The 26817-nt window shown below is 53.5% G+C and carries 21 protein-coding genes; 4 read left to right on the top strand and 17 right to left on the bottom strand.

Features of this window, described 5'->3' with window-relative positions:
* The first annotated feature begins 36 nt into the window (after positions 1-36).
* Positions 37-1056, top strand: a complete 1020-nt coding sequence (gene ilvC / locus FKW19_RS04585; RefSeq protein WP_035351970.1) for a ketol-acid reductoisomerase — start codon at positions 37-39, stop codon at positions 1054-1056.
* Between the two features lie 83 nt (positions 1057-1139).
* On the opposite strand, the gene FKW19_RS04580 is transcribed toward ilvC, so the two are convergent.
* From FKW19_RS04580 to FKW19_RS15365, 3 genes are read right to left on the bottom strand one after another with little or no spacing between them, the layout of a single operon-like run.
* Entirely contained in the window at positions 1140-2135 is a 996-nt protein-coding gene (locus FKW19_RS04580; RefSeq protein WP_089179353.1) for a copper resistance protein B, read from the bottom strand.
* Positions 2132-3829 carry a copper resistance system multicopper oxidase gene (locus FKW19_RS04575; protein WP_089179352.1) on the bottom strand — a complete coding sequence of 566 codons (1698 nt, stop codon included), beginning with the start codon at positions 3827-3829 and terminating at the stop codon, positions 2132-2134. The genes FKW19_RS04580 and FKW19_RS04575 overlap by 4 nt, the downstream gene beginning before the upstream one ends.
* Positions 3830-3873: 44 nt before the next feature.
* The gene (locus FKW19_RS15365; protein WP_162870703.1) at positions 3874-4308 is read right to left on the bottom strand and encodes a hypothetical protein; all 435 of its coding nucleotides are present in this window, start codon (positions 4306-4308) and stop codon (positions 3874-3876) included.
* 122 nt (positions 4309-4430) lie between these two features.
* On the opposite strand from FKW19_RS15365, the gene FKW19_RS04565 reads away from it, so the two are divergent.
* Complete coding sequence (locus FKW19_RS04565; RefSeq protein ID WP_150150522.1) at positions 4431-6803, top strand: heavy metal translocating P-type ATPase; 2373 nt, start codon at positions 4431-4433, stop codon at positions 6801-6803.
* A 5-nt stretch (positions 6804-6808) separates the two neighbouring features.
* Here FKW19_RS04565 and FKW19_RS04560 read toward each other — a convergent pair whose 3' ends face one another.
* The 6 genes from FKW19_RS04560 to FKW19_RS04535 form a co-directional block, all read right to left on the bottom strand.
* Positions 6809-8113: a lipoprotein pyruvate-formate lyase gene (locus tag FKW19_RS04560; RefSeq protein ID WP_089179349.1), complete on the bottom strand. Its 1305-nt coding sequence runs from the start codon at positions 8111-8113 to the stop codon at positions 6809-6811.
* Between the two features lie 33 nt (positions 8114-8146).
* Entirely contained in the window at positions 8147-8776 is a 630-nt protein-coding gene (locus tag FKW19_RS04555; protein ID WP_089179348.1) for a nicotinamidase, read from the bottom strand.
* Positions 8777-8788: 12 nt separating this feature from the next.
* Complete coding sequence (gltX, locus tag FKW19_RS04550) at positions 8789-10117, bottom strand: glutamate--tRNA ligase (protein ID WP_089179347.1); 1329 nt, start codon at positions 10115-10117, stop codon at positions 8789-8791.
* A 56-nt stretch (positions 10118-10173) separates the two neighbouring features.
* The gene (locus FKW19_RS04545) at positions 10174-10593 is read right to left on the bottom strand and encodes a hypothetical protein (RefSeq protein ID WP_063354428.1); all 420 of its coding nucleotides are present in this window, start codon (positions 10591-10593) and stop codon (positions 10174-10176) included.
* Positions 10590-11837 carry a hypothetical protein gene (locus tag FKW19_RS04540; protein ID WP_006117438.1) on the bottom strand — a complete coding sequence of 416 codons (1248 nt, stop codon included), beginning with the start codon at positions 11835-11837 and terminating at the stop codon, positions 10590-10592. The genes FKW19_RS04545 and FKW19_RS04540 overlap by 4 nt, the downstream gene beginning before the upstream one ends.
* Positions 11838-11917: 80 nt before the next feature.
* Complete coding sequence (locus FKW19_RS04535; RefSeq protein ID WP_006117437.1) at positions 11918-13297, bottom strand: class II 3-deoxy-7-phosphoheptulonate synthase; 1380 nt, start codon at positions 13295-13297, stop codon at positions 11918-11920.
* Positions 13298-13590: 293 nt separating this feature from the next.
* On the opposite strand from FKW19_RS04535, the gene FKW19_RS04530 reads away from it, so the two are divergent.
* Positions 13591-13995, top strand: coding sequence for a hypothetical protein (locus tag FKW19_RS04530; protein WP_089179346.1), 405 nt, complete (start codon positions 13591-13593; stop codon positions 13993-13995).
* Here FKW19_RS04530 and FKW19_RS04525 read toward each other — a convergent pair.
* Positions 13992-14591 (bottom strand): YigZ family protein, encoded by a 600-nt coding sequence (locus FKW19_RS04525; RefSeq protein ID WP_089179345.1) that lies wholly within the window; start codon positions 14589-14591, stop codon positions 13992-13994. The two genes, FKW19_RS04530 and FKW19_RS04525, sit on opposite strands and share 4 nt — an antisense overlap.
* Before the next feature lie 206 nt (positions 14592-14797).
* On the opposite strand from FKW19_RS04525, the gene FKW19_RS04520 reads away from it, so the two are divergent.
* A complete protein-coding gene (locus FKW19_RS04520; RefSeq protein ID WP_035351972.1) occupies positions 14798-15223 on the top strand; it encodes a hypothetical protein in 426 nt (141 codons plus the stop codon).
* Between the two features lie 50 nt (positions 15224-15273).
* On the opposite strand, the gene FKW19_RS04515 is transcribed toward FKW19_RS04520, so the two are convergent.
* The 7 genes from FKW19_RS04515 to ftsZ all read right to left on the bottom strand — a co-directional run bounded on the left by FKW19_RS04515 (position 15274) and on the right by ftsZ (position 26800).
* Positions 15274-16098 (bottom strand): pyruvate, water dikinase regulatory protein, encoded by an 825-nt coding sequence (locus tag FKW19_RS04515; RefSeq protein WP_006117432.1) that lies wholly within the window; start codon positions 16096-16098, stop codon positions 15274-15276.
* A gap of 50 nt (positions 16099-16148) precedes the next feature.
* Positions 16149-18824: a pyruvate, phosphate dikinase gene (ppdK, locus tag FKW19_RS04510; RefSeq protein ID WP_089179344.1), complete on the bottom strand. Its 2676-nt coding sequence runs from the start codon at positions 18822-18824 to the stop codon at positions 16149-16151.
* 222 nt (positions 18825-19046) lie between these two features.
* Positions 19047-21134: an NAD-dependent DNA ligase LigA gene (ligA, locus tag FKW19_RS04505; protein ID WP_089179343.1), complete on the bottom strand. Its 2088-nt coding sequence runs from the start codon at positions 21132-21134 to the stop codon at positions 19047-19049.
* Entirely contained in the window at positions 21127-22860 is a 1734-nt protein-coding gene (gene recN / locus FKW19_RS04500; protein WP_162870704.1) for a DNA repair protein RecN, read from the bottom strand. The genes ligA and recN overlap by 8 nt, the downstream gene beginning before the upstream one ends.
* Positions 22861-23017: 157 nt before the next feature.
* Positions 23018-24055 (bottom strand): outer membrane protein assembly factor BamD, encoded by a 1038-nt coding sequence (locus FKW19_RS04495; protein ID WP_063354424.1) that lies wholly within the window; start codon positions 24053-24055, stop codon positions 23018-23020.
* Positions 24056-24151: 96 nt separating this feature from the next.
* Positions 24152-25132 carry a UDP-3-O-acyl-N-acetylglucosamine deacetylase gene (gene lpxC / locus FKW19_RS04490; protein WP_089179341.1) on the bottom strand — a complete coding sequence of 327 codons (981 nt, stop codon included), beginning with the start codon at positions 25130-25132 and terminating at the stop codon, positions 24152-24154.
* A gap of 153 nt (positions 25133-25285) precedes the next feature.
* Positions 25286-26800 carry a cell division protein FtsZ gene (gene ftsZ, locus FKW19_RS04485; protein ID WP_089179340.1) on the bottom strand — a complete coding sequence of 505 codons (1515 nt, stop codon included), beginning with the start codon at positions 26798-26800 and terminating at the stop codon, positions 25286-25288.
* Positions 26801-26817: the final 17 nt, after the last annotated feature.

Genomic DNA, 26817 nt, shown 5'->3' with positions numbered 1-26817 from the left:
TATTCCGGCTTGCTAAAAGGAGCAAAAATCATGGCAATGCGCGTGTATTACGACCGTGACGCCGATGTGAATCTGATTAAATCCAAAAAGGTTGCCATTATTGGTTATGGTAGCCAGGGCCATGCCCACGCAAACAACCTGAAGGACAGCGGCGTAAAAGACGTCGTGATCGGCTTGCGTGAAAGCTCCTCAGCAGTTGAAAAAGCCAAGGCTGCTGGCTTCACCGTGATGACCCCAGACAAAGCTGCTGCATGGGCAGATGTTGTTATGGTGCTGACGCCGGATGAAGGCCAGGGTGCTCTGTACAAAGAATCTCTGGAAAAGAACCTGAAGCAGGGTGCCGCTTTGGCATTTGCTCATGGTCTGTCCATCCACTTCCGTCTGATCGAAGCACGCCCGGATCTGGACGTGTTCCTGATCGCACCAAAAGGCCCTGGCCACACCGTGCGTTCCGAATATCAGCGTGGCGGCGGTGTGCCCTGCCTGGTTGCTATTGCGCAGGATAAGTCTGGCAAGGCTCTGGACATTGCTCTGTCCTATGCTTCCGCTATCGGTGGTGGCCGGGCAGGTACGATCGAAACTTCCTTCAAGGAAGAAGTTGAAACCGATCTGTTTGGTGAACAGGCAGTTCTGTGCGGCGGTCTGGTTGAACTGATCCGCGCTGGCTTTGAAACGCTGGTTGAAGGTGGTTACGCACCGGAAATGGCATACTTTGAATGCCTGCACGAAATGAAGCTGATCGTGGACCTGATCTATGAAGGCGGCATTGCCAACATGAACTACTCCATCTCCAACACTGCTGAGTATGGTGAATACGTGTCTGGCCCGCGTGTGATTACGCCAGAAACCAAAAAAGCCATGAAGGGTATTCTGACAGACATCCAGAACGGTACGTTCGTGCGTAACTTTGTGCTGGAAAACCAGTCTGGCAACGTGTTCTTCAAAGCTACACGTGCTCGTAACGATGCGCACCAGATTGAAGCCGTTGGTGAAAAACTGCGTGGCATGATGCCGTGGATTGCAAAATCCCGTCTGGTTGACAAAACCAAGAACTAATTCAGTTCTGGCGTTAGCCTTAGCAAAAAGCCCTGCCACACATGAGGTGGCAGGGCTTTTTCTGTTTTGGGGCTATCTTGCTGTTAAAACCATGAGCGGATGCCAAAGGTAAAACGTAAATCCTCTGGCCCATTTTCCGCCATGCGGGTGTTGTTTCTGGCTACGCTGGCGGTGTTGCCATAATGCCCGGCATAGGTAACGGCAATATATGGCGCAATCTGGCGTTTGAACTCGTAGCGTAGGCGTAAACCTGCATCTATGTCAGAAAAACCCCGGCTGACACCACGCTCTGGGTCTGCATGAGAATAAAAGTTCAGCTCGGCTTGTGGCTGTAAGATCAGGCGGTTGGTTATCAGGAAGTCATAAGAACCTTCCAGTTTGCCTGCCACTCCTGTGTTGTTGAAATATGCCGTGGCAGATACATCAAAAAAGTAAAGTGCCAGCCCTTGTACACCTACGGCACCCCATGCGCGGGTAGGGCCGCTATCTACATCTAACCGGATACCTGCCTGCACATCAAAATAAGTGGAAATGGCGCGGTCGTAAAAGAATTCATGATCGCCGTCTGAAAAACGATGGTGGCCATCTAGTAAGCCTTCGGACTTTACCCAGAACTTGTTGTAATCTGTGCCAAACCACGCCTGGCCAGAATAGCGGAACAGGCTGTTGCCCGGAGTATATCGGCCCTCGAACTGTTCCAGAAGCGCATGGAAATACGTGTTGTGGTCCATAACCGGGTGGATATGCTGCACGTAATGCACTTTGGGCACAAGTGGCGGTGTGGCTGGCCATTGTGCGCTGGGTGTAACGGGCGGATAGGCGGAAGTGCCCGGTTTGTCGTTTTTGTTGGGTGCTACGCTTTGCGTAGAATGATGCGCGGGTGTCGAGCTTTGCGGATGCGCAGGTTTTTGGGCTGGCATGTCCATGTCGCCCATATCCATATCATCCATGCCTTCCATACCTGCATGGTGCATGGAAGCCGCTTTAGCCTGCGGAATAACCGTAAAAGCCATAAGCAGAGCGGGCATGCCCAACAGGAGCCAACGACACAAAATCTGGCGGTAAAAACATGTTTTCATGACACCACCACCGTGCGGAACATGCCTAGATCCATGTGGTAAAGCAGATGACAGTGAAAAGCCCATAAACCCGGTGTATCGGCAGACACCAAGTAACTAAGCCGCCCGCCCGGTTGCACAATAATGGTGTGTTTTACGGGGTTGTACAGGCCGTTCCCATTTTCCAGTTCACTCCAAAGGCCGTGCAAGTGGATGGGGTGTTCCATCATGGTGTCATTGATCAGGGTAAAGCGTACCCGTTCGCCCAAACGCAGCGGAATGGGCTCAGCTTCCGAGAATTTTTTACCATCAAATCCCCAGATATAACGCTCCATATTGCCGGTAAGATGCAGCGTGATCTCGCGCGAGGGTGGGCGTTGATCTGTGGCTGGGTGGGTGGCGCGTAGGTCTGCGTATGCCAGAACCCGTCGGCCATTGTTTTGTAAGCCATCACCGGGGTCTGCCAGCCGGTTGATGGGCATGGCGGCACGGTTTTGGTTTTCTACATTCAAGGGTGGCGCATGTGTTTTTGCTACCTGATGCATGGGCATACCCATATCTACCATGGTGCGTACGGGGCGTTCATCCATCGGGGGAATGGGCGCACTCATGCCGGAATGGGGGGCGAGCGTGCCGCGAGCGTATCCTGTTCTGTCCTCACTTTGGGCAAAAATGGTGTAGGCTTGGTTGTCTTGTGGCTGCACAATGCAATCATACGTTTCCGCCACACCAATGCGGAATTCATCTACCCGCACGGGTTCAACATTATTTCCATCTGCCTGAATGACATCCATCTGTAAGCCGGGAATGCGGATATCGTAAAAGGTCATGGCGGAGGCGTTGATAAACCGTAGCCTGATGCGTTCACCGGGTTTGAAAATACCGGTCCAATTGGCAGCAGGCGTGCAGCCATTCATCAGATAGGTGTAAATAATGCCGCTGACGTCTGAAATATCCGTAGCAGACATATTCATGCCTGCCCATTGCATACGGTCTTTTAGTGTAGGCCAGACGCCAGATTTCTTGGCATCATGAAAGAACGAGGCAGCCGTGCGCTGACGGAAATTATAGTAGTCGTCCTGAAACTTCAGCTTGTTGATGATGGTATGGGGCGCCACATCAGACCAGTCTGAAAGCAGGATAACGTAATCCCGGTCATAACTGTTGGGGTCTGGCTCCTTGGGGTCAATCACAATGGCCCCGTACAGTCCCATGGCTTCCTGCATGTTGGAGTGGCTGTGGTACCAGTATGTGCCGCTCTGTTTGATAGGAAAGCGATAGGTAAAGTGTGCGCCGGGTGCAATGCCCGCAAAGCTTAGCCCCGGCACCCCATCCATATGGGCCGGGCAGCGTATGCCATGCCAGTGGATGGAGGTTGTTTCATCCAACGTATTATGAATGTTCAGGCGTAAATCATCGCCTTCACGCCACCGCAGGATAGGGCCGGGCACACCGCCATTCATGGTGGGTACGCGCTGCGGCTTATCCACAATATTTACGTTTGCCCAACCGATGGTCAGATCAAAATTACTGCTGGTGTGCGGGGGTACAATTCCGGATGTGTGGGAAGAAGCAAAAACCTGTTGAGGTGGCCGAAAAGCATACATGGCCGCCAATGCGCTGCCGCCAGTTATAAACTGCCGACGAGACACATTTCTCCCTTTCAAGGCAGGAGGAATATGCATGGGTATTGTCCATTCTGCATTATGCTGCACGTATGTAAGAACGCGCAGACCGACTGATTAAAACGTGTGAAAAATCAGGCGTTATGCAGTTTGGGTGGCCTTAGCAGAGGTGCGGCAGCGTAATCTGGTAGAAACAGAACATTCCTGCGTAACCGATGTGCAGGTATTTGCCATGCGGCTTCATGCACAGGCGCATAAGGCAGAAGCGCAGAAAGCCCAGATGCAAAGCAGTCTGTCTGGCAACAATGTTGTTGATGATGGTGTGCATGGTTTTGCAAGGCACAATGGGCCGCATGGGCTGCCGGTGGTGCAACTGCCGAATGTTCCATCGGCATGCTCATGGCATCATGAGAATGGCATTCGGCGGACTGCATACTTGTAGGCCACCCACCCATTGCATGGGTAGATGCAAACACCTTGCCCGGCAGAAGCGCATGCAAACCCACCAGCACTGCTACAAAAAGCAGGCTGCTCAGAATTTTTCTGAAAGGCAGGATGCGATCCATCATCTCGCCACCATATCTGCAATGTGTATATGAGAGCAAGAAAATGTCCTGCAACGCAGAAAGTCGTATCATAAGTTGGTTTTGGTGCGATACGCAGGTGTGCAGCTACAGGCGGAGTAGGGTGAATGAGCCAGACAATCAGTTTCCCGGTAGAAGGGATGTCCTGCGCTGCATGCGCTGCCCGGCTGGAAAAAGTGCTGAACAGGTTGGAGGGCGTGCAAGCCTCTGTCAATTTTGCCACAGCCAAAGCACAGGTTGATCTGGGGGCCGGTGCAAGCAGCGTAACAGATGTGTTAGGTGCCGTAGCTAAAGCCGGGTTTGGGGCACAGACATCCAGCGTAGATCTGGCTCTTACAGGGCTTTCTTGTGCAGGCTGTGCCGGGCGGGTGGAAAAGGTGCTGAACGCCCTGCCATCCGTACATGCAAATGTTAATCTGGCTACCGAGCGTGCGCATGTGACCTTTGTTCCCGGTATTGTAACCGTGCAAACGCTGATAGCAGCGGTGGAAAAAGCCGGATATGGCGCAAGCGTTTTCCAGCAGAAAACAGCAGAAGAAGCCAAGCATCAGCGGCAGAAGGAATGGCGCACAGCGCTTACGGGTTTTGTGCTGGCAGCGGTTTTAAGCTTGCCGTTTTTGCTGGAAATGGTGGGCATGATGGTAGGCGCACACCATGCGGTTATGTTGCCGCTATGGGTACAGCTTGGTCTGGCCACTATAGTTCAGTTTTGGTGTGGCCGTTCCTTTTATGCAGGCGCATGGCATGCATTGCGTAGTGGTGCTGCTACTATGGATGTGTTGGTGGTTTTGGGCACCAGCATTGCTTATGGTTTCAGTGCGGTTGTGGTGTTGTTTGGGCTTGATCAGCCTGTTTATTTTGAGGCCAGCGCGCTGGTTATTACACTGGTTTTGCTGGGGCGTCTGCTAGAAGCACGGGCCAAGGCGCGTGCAGGGGCTGGGATGGAAAGTCTGTTACGGCTCCAACCCAAAACGGCGCATGTTGAACGTGCCGGGCAGATAACGGATGAACCCGTAGAACAATTGCAAATTGGCAATGTGTTTTTGGTGCGTCCGGGTGAGAGTATTCCTGTAGATGGCGTGGTGCTTTCTGGCGCATCGGATGTGAACGAAGCCATGCTGACGGGTGAGAGCGTGCCTGTTACCAAGCAGGTCGGAGCCAATGTGTTTGCAGGCACATTAAACCAGACTGGCGCGCTGCGGGCCAAAGTAACCGGAATTGGCAGCCAGACCGTTCTGGCAGGCATTGTGCATATGGTGGAGCAGGCGCAGGGTAGCAAAGCCAGTGTGCAGCGGCTGGCAGATAAGGTGGCATCTGTTTTTGTGCCGGTTGTGCTGGCGCTGGCTGTGCTGACATTTGCAACAGGCTGGTTGTTGACAGGCGTGTGGGACCAAAGCCTTGTTAACGCTATTTCCGTGTTGGTGATCGCCTGCCCATGTTCTCTGGGGTTGGCAACTCCTACCGCCATTATGGTGGGCACGGGGCTGGGCGCGCGCGCGGGTATCTTGTTCCGTAATGCAGACGCACTGGAGCAGACACGTAAGCTTACAACGCTTGTGGTGGACAAAACAGGCACCTTAACCCAAGGGCAGCCCGCAGTTGTGGATGTTCAGGTTATAGCGCCTGCTTCTGCACAAAATGCGCTGGCTCTGGCATATGCGCTGGAAAGCCAATCCGAACATCCATTGGCGCGTGCAGTTGTTAATTATGTACGAGCGCAGGATGTAACAGCGGCAGAGATATCTGGCTTTCAGGCGGTGCCGGGGCAAGGTGTTACCGCAGAGTTTCAGGGGCAATCTGCCGCGTTGGGTTCTCCTACGTATCTTAGCACTCTTGGCTGTAAGGTAGATCATGAATTCACCCAAAGCTGGCAGCAGCAGGGGCGTACGGTTGTGGGGGTGGCGCAGGGGCAAACGGTTCTGGCATGGTTTGCGCTGGCAGATCAGATCCGACCAGAAGCGCATGAAGCTGTAGCGGCCTTGCAGCAGCAGGGGCTGGATGTGGTTATGCTAACGGGGGATAACGCCCGTGTTGCGCAGGATGTGGCCCAGCAGGTGGGTATAAAAACAGTTATTGCTGGTGTGCTGCCAGATGGCAAAGCAGCCGAAATTCGTAAGTTGAAAGAGCAGGGTAAGTGCGTTGGCATGGTGGGCGATGGTATAAATGATGCCCCGGCCCTTGCCTCAGCCGATGTTGGGTTTGCCATAGGGGCTGGAGCAGATATTGCGCTGGAAACGGCTGATGTTGTGCTGATGCGCAGCAACCTGATGGCCTTGGTGGATGCGCTTTCCCTCTCTCGCGCCACGGTTTCCAAAATATGGCAGAACCTGTTTTTTGCCTTTATCTACAACATTCTCGGTTTGCCACTAGCGGCACTTGGTAAGTTGGACCCAGTGCTGGCAGGGGCTGCTATGGCCATGAGTTCTGTTTCAGTTGTCAGCAATTCTCTGTTGCTAAACCGGTGGAAGCCCAAATCCTGATAACATCAGGTGGGTAAAGAAGGATTGGTTTCACCAAGTAAAATACTGCCTTCTTCTGGCAACCACTCTCCTGTGTTTTCATCACGCCCTTGCAAGTAAAACTGGCGAGGCGTGGTGTCTGATGCAGATTGTGCAGCCTTTTGCAGAAATTTCTGCATAGGGGCAGATTGTTTGCGGTTAATCAGGCAACACAGCTTGGTATCAGGAAAAGCGTCCAGCATATGAGCGGAGCAGTCTTCCCCCGCAAAAATCATTAACGGTGGCATCTGCCGTTTTGCGACAAAATATTTGTGAATAATGGCTGTTTTGCCAGCATCTGCCGGGAAGGGGTAATGAGCAGCCTCGGTAGAAAGCAGGATTTTTTTGCGTTCTGCCAAACGTGCGCCAAAAACATGTTCACGCGGCAGGTTGTATCCATACTCTGCTGATGTTGCGAACAGCGCAGTAATATCCTCCATGCCGGAGGTGCAGATAACCGGGTCTATCCCATGTTCTTGCAAAATCTGGAACAGGTTGGCCATTTCTGGCGTAAGCCGTAGGGCCTGCACAACTTTGGCAGATACAGGGCCAGCTTTGCCGGGGCGCTCTGCCGGGCATTCCCACGTTTGTGTGGTAATGGAGGCCCCAAGGCACCATTCATTTGCCGCGCGGCTTAGGGCAATAACATCTGCTGCCGTTTGTCCAGCCACCAGCCGTATCATCCAGCGTTGCGCGGCTTCTGGCCCGTGCAGTGTGGCAACGGCCTGTTGGCAAAAGGCCATTCTGGCCCGAAAAGCTTGCAGAGTAATATCTTTTGCCAACACATCGCGTGGGAGCGGATGCGGCATATGCCCGTAACGGGCCGCCAGCGCACGATAATCCTCTATCAGATCATCTACCAGCACCGGGAAGGAAACGGGTTGCCCAGCCATATTAAAAAATGGTGCAGGCAAGGGGTGCGCAAATGCATGCACGTGGATAAGGTGCCGGAATTCATCTGCGCGCATTAGAAAGCTAAAGTGTTCCAGCATGTAGAGGAACAGCGTTTCCTGCACATCGCCCACAATGGTTGTGTTGTTCCAGTCCACCACCACATAAGGCCGACGTTGCGGATTATAGATGGAAGAATATTGCCCGTTGGCGTTGATAACGTTCTGAATGGCCTTATGCACATGCGGCGCCCATTTAAGGGTCTCCAGCATGGGCGGTTCGCGTTCCATCAGTTCGGGAATGGATGTTGCACGTGCAGCAATGGGTGGCCCAGCCAGAGCAGAAATGCCCATACCAGCACAGCAAAGACCAAAACGACGGCGAGAAAAACTGTTACGCATAAAAACCTCTGGCTGGTTTGCGTAGGGTATGAATCAGCACGTTGGGCAAGATATGTGTAATTGTAACCCAGAATACAGCAAAATGCCTTTTGCCTGACAGGCCGTAAGAGCACGGGTGGGATCAGCCTCTAACCCTTGGGTGGCATCTGTTAGAAGCACGCTTGCATATCCGGCTTTGTGTGCATCTATTGCTGTGGCCTGCACGCAGTATTCCAATGCCAAGCCACACACAAAAACACGCATGATGCCATGTTGTTTTAAAACTGTATCCAGCAATAGGCCCGATTCTGTCTTGGCCCCAAAAGCAGAGTAGCTATCCTGATCGGCCTGCGCACCTTTGAACACATGCAGGGTATGGTCGGGTAGGTGTAAATCTTTGGGAAAATCTGCCCCGTATGTATGGGCTACACAATGCGGGGGCCACAAACCCTTTTGATGGTGGGTATTGAAAGAAACATGATCAGGTGGGTGCCAGTCCTGCGAGGTTACGATCACCCCAAAAGGTAAACGTGCCAATTTGTTGATAACAGGTACAATGGCATGGCCTTTAGGCACAGGCAGGGTGCCGCCCGGCAGAAAATCGTTCTGCACATCCACTACAATCAGCGCATCCCTTTTGCCCGGTATAAAGGTAGGTGGGAAAGGCGCTGATTGCGGGGGCATGCGTGTTATTCTTTATGCAGAAGGGAGCAGCCGCGCCAAGGCGCGATTGCGGCCAATTAATGGTAGAAGATCACGCAGTTCCGGCCCTTGTTCTTCACCTGTCAGGGCCAGACGAAGGGGGTGAAACAGGGCTTTGCCAGACCGGCCTGTTTTTTCACGCACAGCGGTTGTCCATGCTTTCCATGTGGTTTCATTCCACGGTTCGGCAGGTAGCAGGCTTGCGGCTTCTTTCAGGAAGTCATCTTCTCCTTCCTGCACGGGGGGAATGATATCTCCATCCGTTACATTATGCCAAAGGCGTGCTTCTGAAAGCAGTTCGATATTTCCGCGAATAGCCAGCCAGAATGCCTCTGTGGCCCCTTTAGGTAATCTGTCTGCCACATCTGCATAAGGTGTCTGGGCCAGTAGTTTGTGGTTCATGGCCAGCAACTGGCGGGTATCAAACCGAGCGGCAGAGCGGGAGATATGGGAGATATCGTAGATCTTGGCCTGTTCATCAAACGGCAGCAACACTGGGTCATCCGAAGACCCCAGGCGAGCAAGATAGGAGATAAGCGCTGTTGCTTCTATGCCATCCTGCCGGAATGTGCGCAGAGAGCACGCATCAAACCGCTTGGAAAGTTTACCACCATTTTCATCAAGCAGCAGTGGCAGATGCGCAAAACGGAAGTGATCAGGATGTGCCCCAAGAGCTTGGGCAATATCAATCTGCACGCCGGTGTTGGTTACGTGGTCTTCCCCACGAATAATGTGGGTAATGCCTGTTTCCAGATCATCTACAACAGAAGCCAGTGTGTACAGCACTGTGCCATCTGTGCGCACCAGAACGGGGTCTGAAACAGAAGGAAGTTTTACCTGGCAATCACCCATCACCATATCGCGCCAGCGTACAATGGTGTTGGAAAGTTTGAAGCGCCAGTAGGGTACTTTACCGTTTGCTTCAGCCTGTGCGCGCTGCTGGGCAGTCATTTTCAACATGGCACGATCATAAACCGGAGCACGACGCTGGCGGATCTGTGTTTCGCGCTTGGCGGCCAGTTCCTGCTCACTTTCAAAGCAGGGGTAAAGGTGGCCAGAGGCCTTCAGTTTTTCAATGGCCGCAGCGTAGCGGTCCAGCCGTTCTGTCTGCCGGAAGGTTTCATCCCACTGAATGCCCATCCAGTGCAGATCTTTCTGGATAGCTTCTACCAGCTCCTCGCGGGAGCGGCCGATATCCGTATCATCAATACGAAGTTGGAATTGGCCACCGTGGCGGCGGGCGTAAAGGGCATTGGCAAGTGCCTGACGGGCATTGCCAACATGCAGGAGGCCGGTAGGGCTGGGAGCAAAACGGAGTTTCATGACAGAAGCTTATGGCGCGAATGAACAGGAAAGGCCAGCCACAGCGTTATGCTGTGTTAGTGCTGGTGGCCACCATTATCTGCATCGTCCGGCGCTGCGTAAAGGTCTGTCAGGTCTTCATTATCTTCAACCAGCCGACGCGGGTCCAGCATACGCCAGTCTCGTTCCATGGGTGTTGCGCGGTGGGCTGTAAAATCATCCAGCTCATTGGCGGAATGCCAGCCATCTTCACCTGCATCTAGTACCACAGCATCTTCACCAAAGCTGAACCACGTTGTGAGCACATCCTTGGCGCTGGCGCCGGGGGTGCGGCAGCGTTCTATACTGTCGCGCACATAGGCGCGGGCAAATGCATTGGCGTGTGCCAGATCATGAAAAACGCCAACATCTTCCACAATGTTATCTTCCGCACCGCCAGAAAGATCCAGAATGCGAACTTTCCATGTTTTGTCTTCGGTATCGGTTTTGTCGGTCATGTCTGTTCGCCTTTGGTGGTTTTGCGGAAGGAGGGAAGTAGGAATTCCCGCCCAATTTTTACCCGTTCAACGCCGTTGTAGGAGACAATATCGGCTGTGGCGTAGGTTTCGTTCCATAGTTCAGGGATAAAGGAGCCAGTACCCACAACATCAACGGGGGCGTGTGCGTCTGCCATACAGGCGCATTTGGTAACACCGAAGCCAGAAGACGCAATAATTTTAACGTGCGGGAAGCCTGCGTGATCCAGTTCCTCGCGCATTTTCCAGATAGCTGCGGCAGAAACACCTGTGCCAATCAGGTAGCGCAGTTCTTTATCAGAACGGTAACGGCGTAGTGCTTCAGGTGCATGGCGGTTGACGACCGCATAAGATTCCTGCGGATTCAGCCCCTGCATAAAGCGGCCGCCATGTGTATCCAGCCTTACAGCCAGCTTGCCTTCTGCCGCCAGTTTGGGAAAGCGGTTGCAAACGGCCAGCGCGTCCGTAATTTCCTGCCCAAAGTAATCAACCAGAACAACCAGATCTGTATGAGGAAATTCCGCGTGGAACATTTCAGCCGCACGCACGGTGGAACCTGCATATCCAATTAAAGCATGTGGCATGGTGCCTGCGCCATGCGTGCCGCCAAAAAAGGGTGCAACGGCATCATTGGCTGTGCCTACAAATCCGATAGCGCCGTTTTCCTGCGCTTCACGCCCCCCAACAGAAGCCGCATAGGCCATAAGCTCCTGCATTTCATAGCCAGCGCAATGGCGGGCATCCATGGCTAAAAAGCGGGTATGCGGCAGGGAAAGTGCCATCTGATAAGCGCGATGTGCCGCAACACAAGGGCTACCAAGTTTTTGCAGCAGCAGTGTTTCCAGATCAGCCAGATGGGTAAAGGAACCTGTTACGTAAACCAATGGCTCGCCAGCGCCCACCCATTCACCTTCTGGGTGCACCACATCGACAGAGTAGGGGGCTTGGCGCTCGGCCATAACGTTTTTCAGCCATTCCAGCATCAGCCCCGGAGCAGAAATAACCGGACGACGGATAAAGAAGGCGTATGTAACCTCGCAATCTCCAAACCGGCCGACAATCTGGCGGGTACGATTAAAATAGGAATCTGTACGCGCGCGAATTTCCGCATCGGGAAGCGGTGCTGCTGTGCGGGCGGAACAGACGCCTGCTGAAGGTTTGGAGAAGGAATGTGTCATCCTGATCTGCTCTTTCTGCCATTGGGGCTGCAGGGATGATGGGAACAACGGGGGGCAAGGTAAACCCCACCCCCCGGTTCTGTGATCAGCCTGAGTGTTCAGGCTGAGTTCATAAAAGCGTGTATGCCTTAGCGTTCGCTTTTGAGTTCTTCCGCAATCAGGAAGGCCAGTTCCAAAGACTGTTCAGCATTCAGGCGCGGGTCACAGAAGGTTTCATAACGATTGCCCAGATCTTCTTCTGTCAGGCAATGCGCGCCACCTACGCATTCGGTTACGTTCTGGCCTGTCATTTCCAGATGCACACCACCAGCAGGCACGTTTTCTGCCGCACACACGGCAAAGAACCCTTTCACTTCCTTCACGATGGAATCGAAGGAGCGTGTTTTGATCTTCTGCTGCGTAGAGGTGGTGTTGCCGTGCATAGGGTCTGTCAGCCACGTTACAGTCTGCCCAGTAGCTTTTACGGCCCGCATAAGCGGGGGCAGTTTTTCTGTAATCTTATCCGCACCCATACGAGAGATAAGCGTAATACGCCCGGCTTCGTTTTTCGGGTTCAGGATTTCTGTCAGCTTTTTAATGTCTTCCACGCTGGTAGTGGGGCCGACCTTAATGCCGATAGGGTTACGCACACCGCGCAGGAACTCAACATGCGCGCCATCAGGCTGGCGGGTGCGGTCCCCAATCCACACAAAGTGGGCGGAGCAGTCGTACCATTCACCAGATGTCGAGTCGATGCGTGTCAGAGCCTGCTCATAAGGTAGCAGCAACGCTTCGTGAGAGGTGTAGAACTCTGTTTCATCAATCTGCGGGGCAGATGCTGCGTTCAGCCCGCATGCCTGCATGAATGCCAGCGTTTCGCCAATACGTTCCGCCATAACGCGGTAACGGTTGGAAAGCGGAGAACGCTCAACAAAGCCAAGATTCCAGCGATGCACCTGATGCAGGTTGGCATACCCACCGTGAGAGAACGCGCGCAGAAGGTTCTGGATACCGGTGGACTGGAAGTAGCCGGTTTCCATACGAACAGGGTCTGGAATACGGGATTCCGGCGTAAAATCTGAACCGTTGATGATATCGCCGCGGTAAGACGGCAAGGTAACACCGTTTACGGTTTCCGTATCGGAAGAGCGCGGCTTGGCGAACTGGCCAGCCATACGGCCAATTTTAACAACCGGCACTTTGGCGCCAAATGTCAGCACTACGGCCATCTGCAACAGCACGCGGAAGGTATCACGCACGATGTTGGCTTTGAATTCACCAAAGCTTTCAGCGCATGCGCCACCTTGCAGCACAAAGGCTTGCCCGGTAGCAGCCTGCGCCAGATGGTTGCGCAGGGTGCGTACTTCCCCGGCAAATACCAGCGGCGGATAGGAACTTAGCCGATCTTCAACCGTTTTAAGCGCGGCCTGATCCGGATAACTGGGAATCTGCTTTACGGGAAACGAACGCCAGCTATCCGGCATCCAGGTCGCAGACGTCGGGTTGGGCTGGGTGAGCGTTGCACTCATAACGCGGTTCCTGTCAGTTTAAGGGTGGTCAGGTCAGAGGTTGAATAAAGAGACATAAAGCACCTTACACCCGCGTACGGATGCCAAGGGGAAGCCTTTATGTCTAAAACAGCGCCAATAGGCAAATTTCATCTTTAATGCCAAACGCGTGTGCTTGCCTTATAATGTATGGCGGGCATATGGCCGCTTGGTTTGGCATTTTGCCATGTTGGTGCAATATAGCACCAGCACAACCCGGCTGGAACGGTTTTTCGGGCAGGGTAAATTTTCATTTTTTCGCGGGGTAACGCGCAATGGCGCAGCTGCGTAAACCGTTTGTAACGGCGCTTTCGGGCATATGTGTTGGATTTGGCCTTATGGCTGGTATTTCTGCAGCTTATGCAGATCCAGCCCTGATGCCTGATGATAATGTTTCCTTCTCTGAAGGTTCTGGCAGCCTCGATTCTAATGGCCAGCAGAGCCAGTCTTCTGAAAAGAAGACCGTGCATGGGCATCGTAACCTGCCACCGGGGTATCAGGATGCACCATCCATGGATTTTCAGCATGGCGCAGACCCGGATCATCTGGCCAAGGTGCATCGTGACTCGGTAACCGGTTCCGATATTTCCAAATATGGTTCTGCCTATCAGAGTAGCAGCCCGTTTGGTTCCGGGCAGGTTGGGGATTCTACCGGCAATGGGTGGGTTATCCCGCGCTAATTTTCTTCCACCAAGCGTATCTGGGCCTGACCATTCGTCAGGTCTGTGATGCGTTGAGTGATGTTTTCCTGCCAGTCTGTGGGTAGCGTAAGAATAAATTGAGCACCCAGAGCATCAAATTCTGGCGTGTCAGCCTCCACTCCCCATTCAGGCAAACGAGACTGTAGCAGCCCGATCAATGAAAACGGGCAATGAAAGCTCAGTTTGATACGGTCTATCAGCGGTTCTTTTGGGGCTTCCCGCAAACATTCTGCCACAGTGCCAGCATAAGCACGCACAAGGCCGCCAGCCCCAAGCTTGATACCGCCAAACCAGCGCGATACCACAATGGCAACCCGATCAAGCTTTTGTGCAAGAACAACCTGTAAAATTGGTCGCCCAGCAGTGCCTGATGGCTCTCCGGCATCATGGCAGCGGCAATGTGGGCCAAATTGCCACGCCCAGCAATGATGCGTGGCATCTGGCCCCGCGGCTGCGATGCGGCTGATAAAAGCTTCGGCCTCTTCTATACTGTTTATGGGCGTAGCATTGGCAAGAAAGCGGCTTTTTTTAATATCCCGTTCCAGAGTAAAGGGGCTTAGAAGCGTTTCGGTCATGCGCTTAATGATACAACCTGCCTAAAGCCCAGCAAATATGTATTCTGATGGATGTATGATGAGAAAGCCGCAGTTATGGCCTTATTAAGGTTGTTTCTTTGGTAAAATGGCATGACAGGATGGTGAAAAACAGGCTTGCCCTGTTGGGTGTAGGATCGTTTTGTTCCAATATATGGAAACAATCGCATTTCGCGGCTTTGCAGATTATGTATCTGCTAGCAGTGGAGCAGAAAAAGGAAAGCAGCAGCATGGTGCCTGTGTTGCGTAAGAAGTGTTTGGTTCTGGCAGGTGTTTGCGCAGTTGCTCTACCTATTCTGAATATACCGTCTGCTATGGCAGAAGGTGGGTTGGGCGACGATGACGATGCAGAAACGCATCGTCCAGCAGATATGCACAACTTGGCAACCAAGCCGCCGCTGCCCCGTGCCCATAAGGATTTTAGCAAATATCGCTACAAGCCAGAGGGCGATAAAGTGCAGGAACAGCCAGATGCCAACCGGTTGTTATTCTGGACACAGGATGGCAAGCCAGATGGTTATGCACAGCGGCGTGGAAGCAGCATTATTTATTATAATGCGCAAGGGCAGGCGATACGCATCCAGCACCTGACTCCAGAAGAAATGGCTGACTAGAACGGACTTCCTTCTTCTTCCTGTATGCATACAGGAAGAAGAAGGTGTTTTTACCCGGCGGAAATCAGATCCAGAATAGCAGCGGATGTTTCTTCAATAGATCGGCGCGTAACGTCAATAACCGGCCAGTTATGGCGGCGGCACAAGCGGCGCGCCCAGTGCAATTCTTCCTGCACTTTTTCCAGATCAATATAGGCATAATCTGCCACAGGATCGATCTTGGCTTTGGATGGCACCATTTGAGACAAACGGTTACGGCGAATTTCAATGAGGCGTTCTGGGTCTATTGTCAGCCCGATAACGGGTTTATTGGTAGTAAACAGATCCTGCGGTGGCTCAATGCCCATTACCAAGGGAACATTGGCTGCCTTTAGGCCCCGATTTGCCAGATAAAAGCAGGTAGGTGTTTTAGAAACGCGCGAGACACCAACTAGAATAACATCAGCTTCGTTCAGACCTTTGGTTTCCTGCCCATCATCATGCGCCAGCACATAATGCATGGCTTCAATGCGCTGATAATAGGTTTCATCCATGATGTACTGGCCACCCGGATGAAGCGTAGCTTCTTCTCCCGTTTCTTCCGTAAGAAAGTGCAAGGCGTTATCCAGCACATCTAATAGCCGCACCTGTAGGCTTGCACAGCCTGCTTCCATATCAGCCTGCAAGGTTGGGTCTGTCAGGGAAGACATAACTGGCCCACGATCCAGCGCGATATGGCGCAAAACCCGGCGGAGCTGAAGTTGCGTGCGAATAAGGTTCCAGTGGCGCAGATGCACTTCTGTGTTGGGAAACTGCGCAATACAGGCGCGGGCAACGGAATCCAGTGTCTGGCCCGTTGCTTCGGAGACAAGGTGTAGCGTGATTTTTTTTTGCATGATCTAGATTCAAAAATGGCCGCCTCGGTGAGAGGCGGCCACCTTTTTGTTCAGGCTTTTACGGCCTTGTTGTTTTTGGCAGCCAGTGCAGCCTGTGCTGCGGCCAATCTGGCAACGGGCACCCGGAAGGGAGAGCAGGAGACGTAATCCAACCCAACTTCTTCAAAGAAGGAGATGGAAAGCGGATCGCCCCCGTGTTCACCACAGATGCCCAGTTTGATGTCGGACTTGGTGGCACGGCCTTTTTCCACACCCATACGCACCAGTGCGCCAACGCCTTCGCGGTCGATCGAGACAAACGGATCTTGCGGAAGCAGCCCTTTTTCCACGTATTCTGGCAGGAAGGAGCCAGCATCATCGCGGGAAAGGCCAAGGGTGGTCTGTGTCAGATCGTTTGTGCCGAAGGAGAAGAAGTCTGCGCTCTGCGCAATCTGATCTGCCGTAATGGCTGCACGTGGCAGTTCGATCATGGTGCCGATCTTGTAAGACAGCTCTGCCTTCCGTTCAGAAAGAACATCAGCAATGGCTGTTTCACAGGTTTTACGCACCAGATCCAGTTCTGCCTTGGTACTAATCAGTGGGATCATGATTTCTGGAGCAACAGGCTTGCCTGTTTCCTTGGCAATATCAAGAGCCGCTTCTGCAATGGCACGCACCTGCATGGCGTAGATTTCTGGGTATGTAATGCCCAGACGGCAACCACGATGGCCCAGCATCGGGTTGGCTTCAGATAGTGCAGACCGGCGTGCGCGCAGGGTTTCAACATCCTGCCCAAGCGCTTTGGCCACTTCTTCCAGCTCAGCTTCACCATGCGGCAGGAATTCGTGCAGCGGCGGATCAAGCAGACGAATGGTTACAGGTAGCCCCGCCATAATGCGGAACAGTTCTGTAAAGTCACTCCGCTGGAAGGGCAGAAGCGCGTTAATGGCTTTGGCGCGGGTGGCTTTGTCATCCGCCATAATCATCTGGCGCACATGGCCAATACGATCAGGGCCGAAGAACATATGCTCCGTCCGGCACAGGCCAATACCTTCCGCACCAAAGCGGCGGGCTGTTGCCGCATCTTCTGGCGTTTCAGCATTGGCGCGCACACCAAGGCGACGGATGGAATCTGCCCACCCCATAAGGGTTGCAAAGTCACCAGAGAGTGTTGGTGGAATGGTGGGAACACGGCCTTTGTAAACAGCACCCGTGCCACCATCCAGTGTAAGCCAGTCACCAGCTTTAAGCGTGTGGCCATCTACCTTCATGGTCTGGGCTTTGTAGTCCACGGCAATGCTGCCAGCACCGGCTACGCACACGCGGCCCATGCCACGGGCCACCACAGCAGCGTGGGATGTCATGCCGCCACGTGTTGTTAGCACACCGCGGGCAGCGTGCATGCCGTGCACGTCTTCTGGAGAGGTTTCAACACGCACCAGAATAACATCTTCACCTTTGGCTGCACGGTCTTCCACATCTTCAGCAGAGAACGCGATAACGCCCGTTGCCGCACCCGGAGAAGCGGGAAGGCCGCGTGTCAAAAGCTGACGTTCTGCTTTGGGATCCAGCACAGGGTGCAGAAGTTGATCGAGAGATGCAGGAGGCACGCGGTTAACGGCTTCTTCCTGCGTGATCAGGTTTTCCTTGGCCATATCAATGGCAATGCGTAGGGCGGCTGCGGCTGTGCGTTTACCAGAGCGAGTCTGGAGCAGGTACAGCTTGTTAGCCTGCACCGTGAACTCAATATCCTGCATATCGCGGTAGTGGCGTTCCAGCAGATCGCGCACTTTTAGCAGTTCCTGATACGCGTTGGGCAGGGCCTTTTCCATAGGCACTTGGCCTTCAGCCGCACGGGATGCAGCCATGGGCTGTGGTGTGCGGATACCGGCCACAACGTCTTCACCCTGAGCGTTGATCAGGTATTCACCGTAGAAAATGTTTTCACCGGTAGAAGGATCACGTGTGAAGCAGACGCCTGTGGCGCAATCATCACCCATGTTGCCGAACACCATGGATTGCACGTTAACAGCTGTGCCCCAGCTTGCCGGAATATCATGCAGCTTGCGGTAAGTGTTGGCGCGTGGGTTCATCCATGAGCCAAATACGGCCCCAATGGCGCCCCAAAGCTGCTCTTTCGGGCTTTCAGGAAAAGCGGTGCCGGTTTCCTGCAGAACAATCTGTTTGTAGCCTTTAACGACTTCCTGCCATTCCTCAGCGCTCAGAGATGTATCATCTTCCTTGCCGATGGCACGCTTGATCTGCTCAAGCAGATCTTCAAAGCGGTGGTGGGCAACACCCAGCACAACGGAGCCGTACATCTGAATGAAGCGGCGGTAGCTATCCCATGCAAACCGGGCATCACCGGATGATTTTACCAGCCCTTCAACGGTGCTGTCATTCAGCCCCAGGTTGAGAACTGTATCCATCATGCCGGGCATGGAAACACGTGCGCCAGAACGGACAGAAACAAGCAAAGGGGCATTGGCATCGCCAAAGCGCAGACCCATGGCTTTTTCAACCAGACCCATAGCTTCTTCAAGCTGGGATTCCAGTTCAGCCGGGTATTTCCGTCCGTTTTCGTAGAACGCCGTGCAGACTTCAGTGGTAATGGTAAACCCCGGGGGGACGGGCAGGCCAATATTGGCCATTTCTGCCAGATTAGCTCCCTTACCGCCGAGGAGATTGCGCATCCCGGCGTTGCCTTCGCTCTGGCCTGCGCCGAAACTGTAGATCCACTTGGTCATGTGCCGTTCACTTCATTCCTGCACACAGTAAAGCCAAAAGCCCCGACCGAGGGGAGGAAAAGGAGATAACGGGGCGATAGGCTGGCCTGCGTACTATTTTTATTCTTGGTTTTGGACGACTTTGTAATCCATCCCTTCGTTGGAAAGTAGCATGACGCAGTTTTGCTGGGCGGGCAATCTCTCTTTTGTATCAGAATACAAAAAAAAGTGTGCCGCGCTGCGCTATTCCTGCTCGGAGCAAAAAGCGTTCCATTCTGCTTCATCCATGGTTTGAAGGCCAAGTTCCACAGCCTTTTTGGCCTTTGAGCCAGCTTTTTCCCCCAGAACAACCAGATCTGTTTTTTTGGAAACAGAATCCGAAACCTTAGCGCCCATGCGTTCTGCCGTTGCTTTGGCTTCTGGCCGTGTCATGGTGTGTAGGGTGCCGGTAAACACAATGGTTTTGCCAGCCAAGGCACCTTCGGATGCTGCGGTTTCTTCCGTTATGGTCAGATTTGCGCGTAAATCCGCCAATGTTTGCAGATTATGTTCTTCTGCCACAAAGGCCACCAGATCTTCCGCTGTGGTTGTGCCTATACCGGTAATGGAACCCAGTTCCAGCCGTGCGTCAGATCCAATAATGGCGGCAGCCTGCATCTGGTTAAACCAGTTTTCATAGGTGCCATAGTGGCGTGCCAGCAGGCGGGCATTGCTGGCGCCAATCCGACGGATGCCAAGCGCATAAATAAAACGAGAAAGAGAAATGGTGCGGCGGCTCTCTACGGCCTGCAACAGCTTTTGAACAGATTGCTCGCCCCAACCATCGCGCTTTTCTATATCTGCGGCGTGTTCATGCAGACGGAAAATGTCACCAGGTGTTAAAATCAGGCCGATATCGTGGAATTCACGAATACTACGGTCTCCCAAGCCTTCAATGTCAAACGCTTGGCGGGAAACAAAGTGGATCAGCCGCTCCACAACCTGCGCGGGGCAGGTGAGCCCACCTGTGCAACGGCGCACAGCTTCGCCTTCTGGCCGCACCGCCGCCGCACCGCAAGCAGGGCAATGATCGGGGAAGTGATAAGGGGCCTGCCGGGGCGTGCTATCTGTAGAAGGGGCAACGCCCAACACTTGAGGGATAACATCCCCCGCCCGCTGGATAAAAACCATATCACCGGGGCGGACATCCTTGCGGGCAATTTCATCTTCATTATGCAAGGTTGCGCGCATAACCAGCACACCACCAACATTTACCGGCTCCAGATGTGCAACAGGGGTGAGCGCACCTGTGCGGCCAACCTGAATTTCTATTTCTTTCAGGCGGGTAACCGCCTGTTCCGCCGGAAACTTCCACGCAATGGCCCAGCGCGGGGCGCGGCCTGCAAAACCTAAGCGTTCTTGCAGGGCCAGATCATCAATTTTGTAAACAACGCCATCAATATCGTAGGCAAGTTCAGCCCGATTCTGGCTGACTTCCGCAAAAAAGACTTCGGCATCTTCTACGCCTTTAATCTGGCGAGAAAGCGGATTAACCGGAAAGCCCCATGCTTTGAGTTGCTCCAGATAAGCCCAATGGCTGCGGCTGATTTTTTCTGAGCAGAAACCAAGCGCATAAGCGAATAAGGACAGCGGGCGTTGTGCCGTAATTTTGGAATCTAGCTGCCGTAATGAACCCGCGGCTGCATTACGCGGGTTGGCAAACAGCCGTTTGTTTGCAGCTTCTTGCGCTGCGTTGAGTTCCAGAAAGTGCTTTTTGGAAAGAAAAACCTCACCACGAATTTCGATGAGATCGGGGTAGGAGCCAGAAAGGCGTAACGGCAAATCCTTAAGCGTGCGCAAATTGGCGGTAACGTCTTCGCCTTCAGTGCCATCGCCGCGGGTGGTGCCACGTACAAAACGGCCTTTTTCGTAGGTTAGGCTGATAGAAAGGCCATCAATTTTGGGCTCCCCTACAAAAATCAGTTGTTCTGTCGCTTCCTGATCCAGCCCTAAAAAGCGTGTGGCGCGGCTGATAAAGCCTTCAAAATCTTCCCGGTCAAACACGTTGTCCAGTGAGAGCATGGGCACAAGGTGGATGTGCTTGCCAAAAGCTGTATCGGGTGCGGCCCCTACGGCTTGGGCTGCGCTGTTTTCTGGTTCGGCCTGTGGGTGCTGAGCCACAATGGCATCATACCGCCTACGCAGGGCATCATATTCTGCATCGCTGATTTCTGGCGCATCGTTCCGATAGTAAGCCGCGTTATGGTGGGCAATTTCGGCAGCAAGGTGCTCCAGTTCTTCCCGTGCTTGTTGGAGTGTCATTGTAGCGGGAAGAAAGGCGGGTTCAGGCATTATTGTCATGTCCAAGTAGGCTGGCGGCAGCGGCGCGGGCGGCATCGGTTACTGTATCACCGGCCAACATACGCGCAATTTCCTCATTACGCTCTGTGTCTGTAAGTGGGGTGGCGTGTGTTACGGTTTGGCCGTTGCGGGTAAGTTTGCCAATACGCAAATGTGCATCTGCGCTGGCCGCCACTTGAGGGCTATGGGTAACAGCCAGAACCTGCACATTTTGCGCAAGCCGATGCAGGCGTTCACCAATGGCGGCGGCTGTAGCTCCCCCAACGCCCGCGTCAATTTCATCAAAAATCAGTGTGCCAATACCTGATTGACCAGCCAGAACCAGTTTAAGCGCCAACATAAGGCGGGAAAGCTCACCACCAGACGCAACTTTCGCTAAAGGCCCTGCTGGTTGGCCGGGGTTGGCCGCGATTAGAAAGATCACCTGTTCCATACCCTGCCTGCTCCACTGTTCAGCAGGAAGCGGCTTGATATCCACCAGAAAGCGGGCTTTTTCCAGTTTGATAGGCTTTAATTCTGCGGTAACGGCCTGCTCCATCTTGCTGGCAGCTTTGGTGCGGGCTTCGTGCAGCGCTTTGGCTTTTTGAATATATGTTAGCCGCGCTTCTTCAGTTGCAATTTTAAGAGATTCCAGCGCCGCCGTGCCGTTTTCCAGTGCTGTCAGGCGGCTAGAAAGCCGAGTAAGCAACTCTGCCAGATCATCTACGGGAATGGAATGTTTGCGTGCCACGGTGCGAAGGGCGAACAGGCGCTCTTCTGTATCTTCCAACAGGCGCGGGTTGGCTTCTGTGTCCGCAGCTAAGCGGGAGAGCAGGTTTTCGGCTTCTGCCAAAGCGTTTTCGGCATTTTCCAGCGCTGTGAGGGCTTCTGTTGTGCGGGCTTCCAACGGTTCGGCTTCTGCCGATGTTGGGGAGGGAGCAGACGCATTTGTTGGCACAAGGCGTAGCAGGGCGCGGGTTGCGCCACGTAAGGCGGCGGCTGGGCCGGGGGAGCGTCTGTCTTTGGGGGTGAGTTCGGAAAGGGCTGCGGCTACAGCTTCTCCACGTCGTTCAGCTTGTTGAAGCGCATGGCGCTGTTGGGCCAATTCATCTTCCTCACCCGGTTGCGGGGCGAGGGCTGTGAGTTCATCAACCGTATGGCGCAGCCATTCCTCTTCCCGCGCGGCTTCTTCTAAAGCGCGATGTGCATTGGCAAGTTCTGAGCGCAGGGTTTGCCAACGATCAAACGCACCAGCAGTACCACTTAATAGGGAAGGTTTGACACCATAAGCATCAAGCAAACCGCGATGTGTGCTGGAATCGGCCAGCCCCATTTGCTCGTGCTGGCCTTGAATTTCAATGAGGGTTGCGGCCACGCGCCGCAAAAGCGTGATACCAACAGGCTGATCGTTGATCCACGCGCGGGAGCGGCCTTCCTTGGAGATAACACGGCGTAGAACCAAGGGCTCCTGTAATTCTGCGGGAATGTCCTGCTCTTGCAGAATGCCGAATGCCTCGTGTGAAGCAGAAACATCAAAACTGGCAGTTACGCGCGCTTCTGGTGCACCGGCACGTACTAGGCCAGCGCTTGCACGATCACCCATGGCAAGGCCCAAACTGTCTAGCAGAATGGATTTGCCCGCTCCGGTTTCCCCTGTAAGTGCAGTAAAACCTGCGTGGATTGAGAGATCGAGCGTTTCAATCAGAACAACATCCCTGATGGAAAGGCTTGTTAGCATAATGGCATCCGGTTTTCCGGGCTTGCGCCCAAAGGACAGGAAAGACGGCAAAACACAAAAGCCAATAGCTTTCTGCTTGCCCCGCCCGCGAGGGGCGGCAAATGCACAATACTCATTTCAGGCACGAGCCGCCAGAAAAATGTTCTCTATGTGTTCTTTATTTTGCAGGTGAGCTTGCAGGGGCGGCCGGAGCGGTAGGTTCTGCTTTTACAGGTGTAACAGGTGCTGCCTTAATAGGCATGGCCTGCGGCTGTGTGTTTTCATTACGCGTATCTGTTGCCAGAGCATCTGGTTCCATAGCTGTGCCTTTTTTGGCGCCAGCTGTTCCGGGTTCGGCATCTTTGGGCATATCAGATGCAGAAACAATTTTGCCGGGAATAGGGAACTTATCCGTTAGCAAATGATAGCGGTGCAGATTATCATAGGCATAGCGATACCATTTGCTGCCGGGGTAATTGTAACCCAGCACAATGGCAGATTTACGCGCCTGATCCGTTAATCCCAGATCCAGATACACTTCCACCATGCGTTCCAATGCTTCGGGCACATGGTTGGTGGTCTGGAAATCCTGCACCACACGTTGGTAGCGGTTGATCGCGCCTTCGTAGTTCTTTTCACGCTGATAATAGCGGCCAACCAGCATCTCCTTACCGGCCAGATGGTCTCGGCAGAGGTCAATTTTTAGCTGCGCATCACGTGCGTATTTGGACTGCGGAAAGCGTGTGATCACTTCTTCCAGTGCATCCATAGATTCTGCCGTGCCTTGTTGATCGCGCTGGACATCTGCAATCTGCTCGTAAAAGCACAGGGCGCGCAGATAATAGGCATAGGCGGAATCTGAACTGGTGGGGTGTAGGCTAATAAAGCGGTTAAGCTGCTGCACGGCTTCGGGGTATTTCCCTTTCAGGTAATACGCGTAGCCTTCCATAAGCTGGGCATTCGCGATGTAACCAGAATAGGGGTAATTCTGCTGAAGCGTTTCAAACTCTGAAGCTGCAAGGGCATAGCGCCGAGTGCGCAGGGCATCAATGCCGTTATTGTAAAGGGTTTCAGGCGCAGCAATTTTGGGAGCCGGCGGCAGCTTCTTGTTTTCATTAAACAAGCCACAGCCTGCCAGGCTCGTCAGCAGGGCAACTGAAAGCACGCGGGGCAGGACGTGGCGAAGTAACTGTGGTTTGATACAAATGTCAGACATACCGGCTCTTCATTTAGAGACGGCATCTTATAGCATGCCCACTGCGCAAGAAAAGCAATGAAACAGCTATTGATTCGTTATTGCGCCAAAAAGGCATCAGGCGGCGGACGCAGCGGGTAGGGATGTCGTGATATCACGCCACGCATTCTGGTCTGCAAAAAGGGCGCGTAGAACTTGGTTGTTCAACGCATGGCCAGATCTGTGGCCCCGGAATTCACCCAACAATACGCCACCGGCAAGGTAGAGATCCCCCACCGCATCCATGACTTTATGCCGAATGAATTCGTCCGGCTTACGCAGGCCCGATGGGTTGAGAATATGGTCATCATCCACCACGATGGCATTGTCGAGCGAGCCACCGCGTGCCAGTCCGGCGCGATGCAGGGCTTCAATTTCCGCTTTAAGGGTAAAAGTGCGGCTATCTGCCAGTTCATGGCGGAAAGACCACGGCGTAAGCTCGGCGCTATAGCTTTGCTGGCCAATGGCTTTTGCCGGAAAATCAATGCTCAGGGAAAGATGAAGGTGGTGGCCTGTTATGGGGTGAAGCTCTGCCCATGAATCATTATGGCAAATCCGAATGGGCTTGGAAACTTCAATAAAACGGCGGGGGGCATCCTGCGCCTTCCGCCCGGCACAATCCAGCAGGAATACAAAATCGGCGGCAGACCCATCAAAAACCGGAGTTTCCGGGCCGTCAATCAAAACAAGCACGTTATCTATGCCGCAGCCATTCAAGGCCGCCATAAGATGCTCAACCGTAGCCACCCGGTTTTCTGGGCGTTGAGCTTCACCCAAAACGGTGCTTAGGCGTGTTTCCAACACATTATCGTACCGGGCCGCAATGGGGGCCGCATTGGGCAGATCTGTACGCTGGAACACAATGCCATGTCCGGCACAGGTAGGATGCAAGCTCATGCGAATGGATTGCCCCGTATGCAGCCCCGTGCCAGTGCACGAAATGGCATGACGAAGCGTATGCTGCAAAGCAGACGGGGTTTTCCTTACAGATGGCATAAAAGATACTGGGCTTTCTACAATATCGGAATACAGGAGAGGCTCCCTTAGCAGACCGTCCATTATCTGGGCATCCTATGCTTGCGTAGATAGAAAGTTATGACAACGCTAAAGCTTGTTTCTGGGAGAAGCCAGTCAACGATTATTGCCATCTATTACATAAAAAATGCGCCGCCTTATGAAAGGCGACGCATTTATAGAGTAAAGTATAAAAAATTAACGGCGCAGGAAGGTAGGAATTTCCAGACCGGAATCTCCTTCACCAGAACGCAGGCCAGATCCCTGATCAGCTTGGCTGATGGTGGGGCGCGGCTGAGCGTTGGGTTCCTGCCGGGAAGCATCGGCTCCGTTGCGGCGGAACGCACCAGTTACGCGGCCAAAAAGGCTGCGATGTGCTGGGGCTTCCTGCTGCTGAGGGGCTGCGGCGGGTTGGCGCGGCGTTTCAGTAAACAGACCAGCGCGGGGAGATACCGCCGGGCGTAGCTGTTGAGGTTGGTGGTTGGTGGCTGCTGTTGGCGCAGCCTGTACCGGCACTGTATGTGCTGGCGGAGCAGAAACATTATTGGCGCCAGCGGGCTGAAAAACCTGCGCATGCTGCGGTGCCGCTGTGGCCTGTGTAGAAGGCGCAGCCTGCGTTGTTGTGGGTGGAACAGGCGCAGCAGTCGGCGCTGGCGCGGCGCCACCAACAGCAGCCTGCGGCTGTTCTGCCGGAGCTTCACCCTCAACCGCCACCAAATGCGGACGATCGGTCGAATCGGAAGGCATATCAATGCCAGTGGCAACCACGGATACCCGGATACGGCCGCTCATTTTTTCATCAATAACAGTCCCGAAGATCATGTTCGCATCTTCAGGCACTTCACGGCAGACACGGTTAAATGCTTCTTCTGCTTCAAAGAAGGTCATGTCTTCGCCACCGGTTACGTTCACCAGCAGGCCCTTGGCGGTGGACATGCAGGTATCTTCCAGCAGCGGGTTGGAAATAGCGGCTTCTGCTGCTTCTACAGCGCGGTTTTCACCTTCACCTTCACCTGTGCCCATCATGGCTTTGCCCATTTCAGCCATCACGCTGCGGATATCGGCAAAATCCAGATTAACGTAACCACGATCCATCATCAGATCGGTTACGCCGCGCACGCCCATGTTGAGCACCTGATCAGCCAGTTGATAGGCTTCACGTAGAGTCGTGCGTTCGTTGGCAATACGGAAAAGGTTCTGGTTGGGAATAACAATCAGCGTATCAACATACTGCTGAAGTTCCTTGATACCTTCATCCGCAACGCGTCCACGGCGTTTGCCTTCATAAGCAAAAGGCTTACTGACAACACCGATGGTCAGAATATTCCGCTCACGCGCCATGCGGGCAATAACGGGGGCTGCGCCTGTGCCCGTGCCACCACCCATGCCGGTGGTGATAAAAACCATGTGAGCGCCATCCAGATACCGTGCAATTTCATCTGCTGCTTCTTCTGCCGCAGCCCGGCCTACTTCTGGCTTTGCGCCGGCACCCAAACCGTGGGTCAGATGTGGGCCAAGCTGGATTCGGCTATCTGCCAGACTTTTTTCCAGACTTTGGGCATCGGTGTTGGCAACAACAAAATCAACACCCTGCAGGTTGGACGCAATCATGTTGTCAACTGCGTTCGTTCCCCCACCGCCAACACCAATAACTGTGATTTTTGGGGAAAAATCAGCATGTGTTTGGGGTGGAACGGTCAGGTTGAGTGTCATGTGTGTCTCCCGAACGG

The organism is Acetobacter sp. DmW_125128, from assembly GCF_008704325.1.
Classification (GTDB): Bacteria; Pseudomonadota; Alphaproteobacteria; order Acetobacterales; family Acetobacteraceae; genus Acetobacter; species Acetobacter oryzifermentans.
The sequence above is the reverse complement of the archived record's forward strand: the minus strand, read 5'-3'. Positions and strand labels throughout refer to the sequence as shown.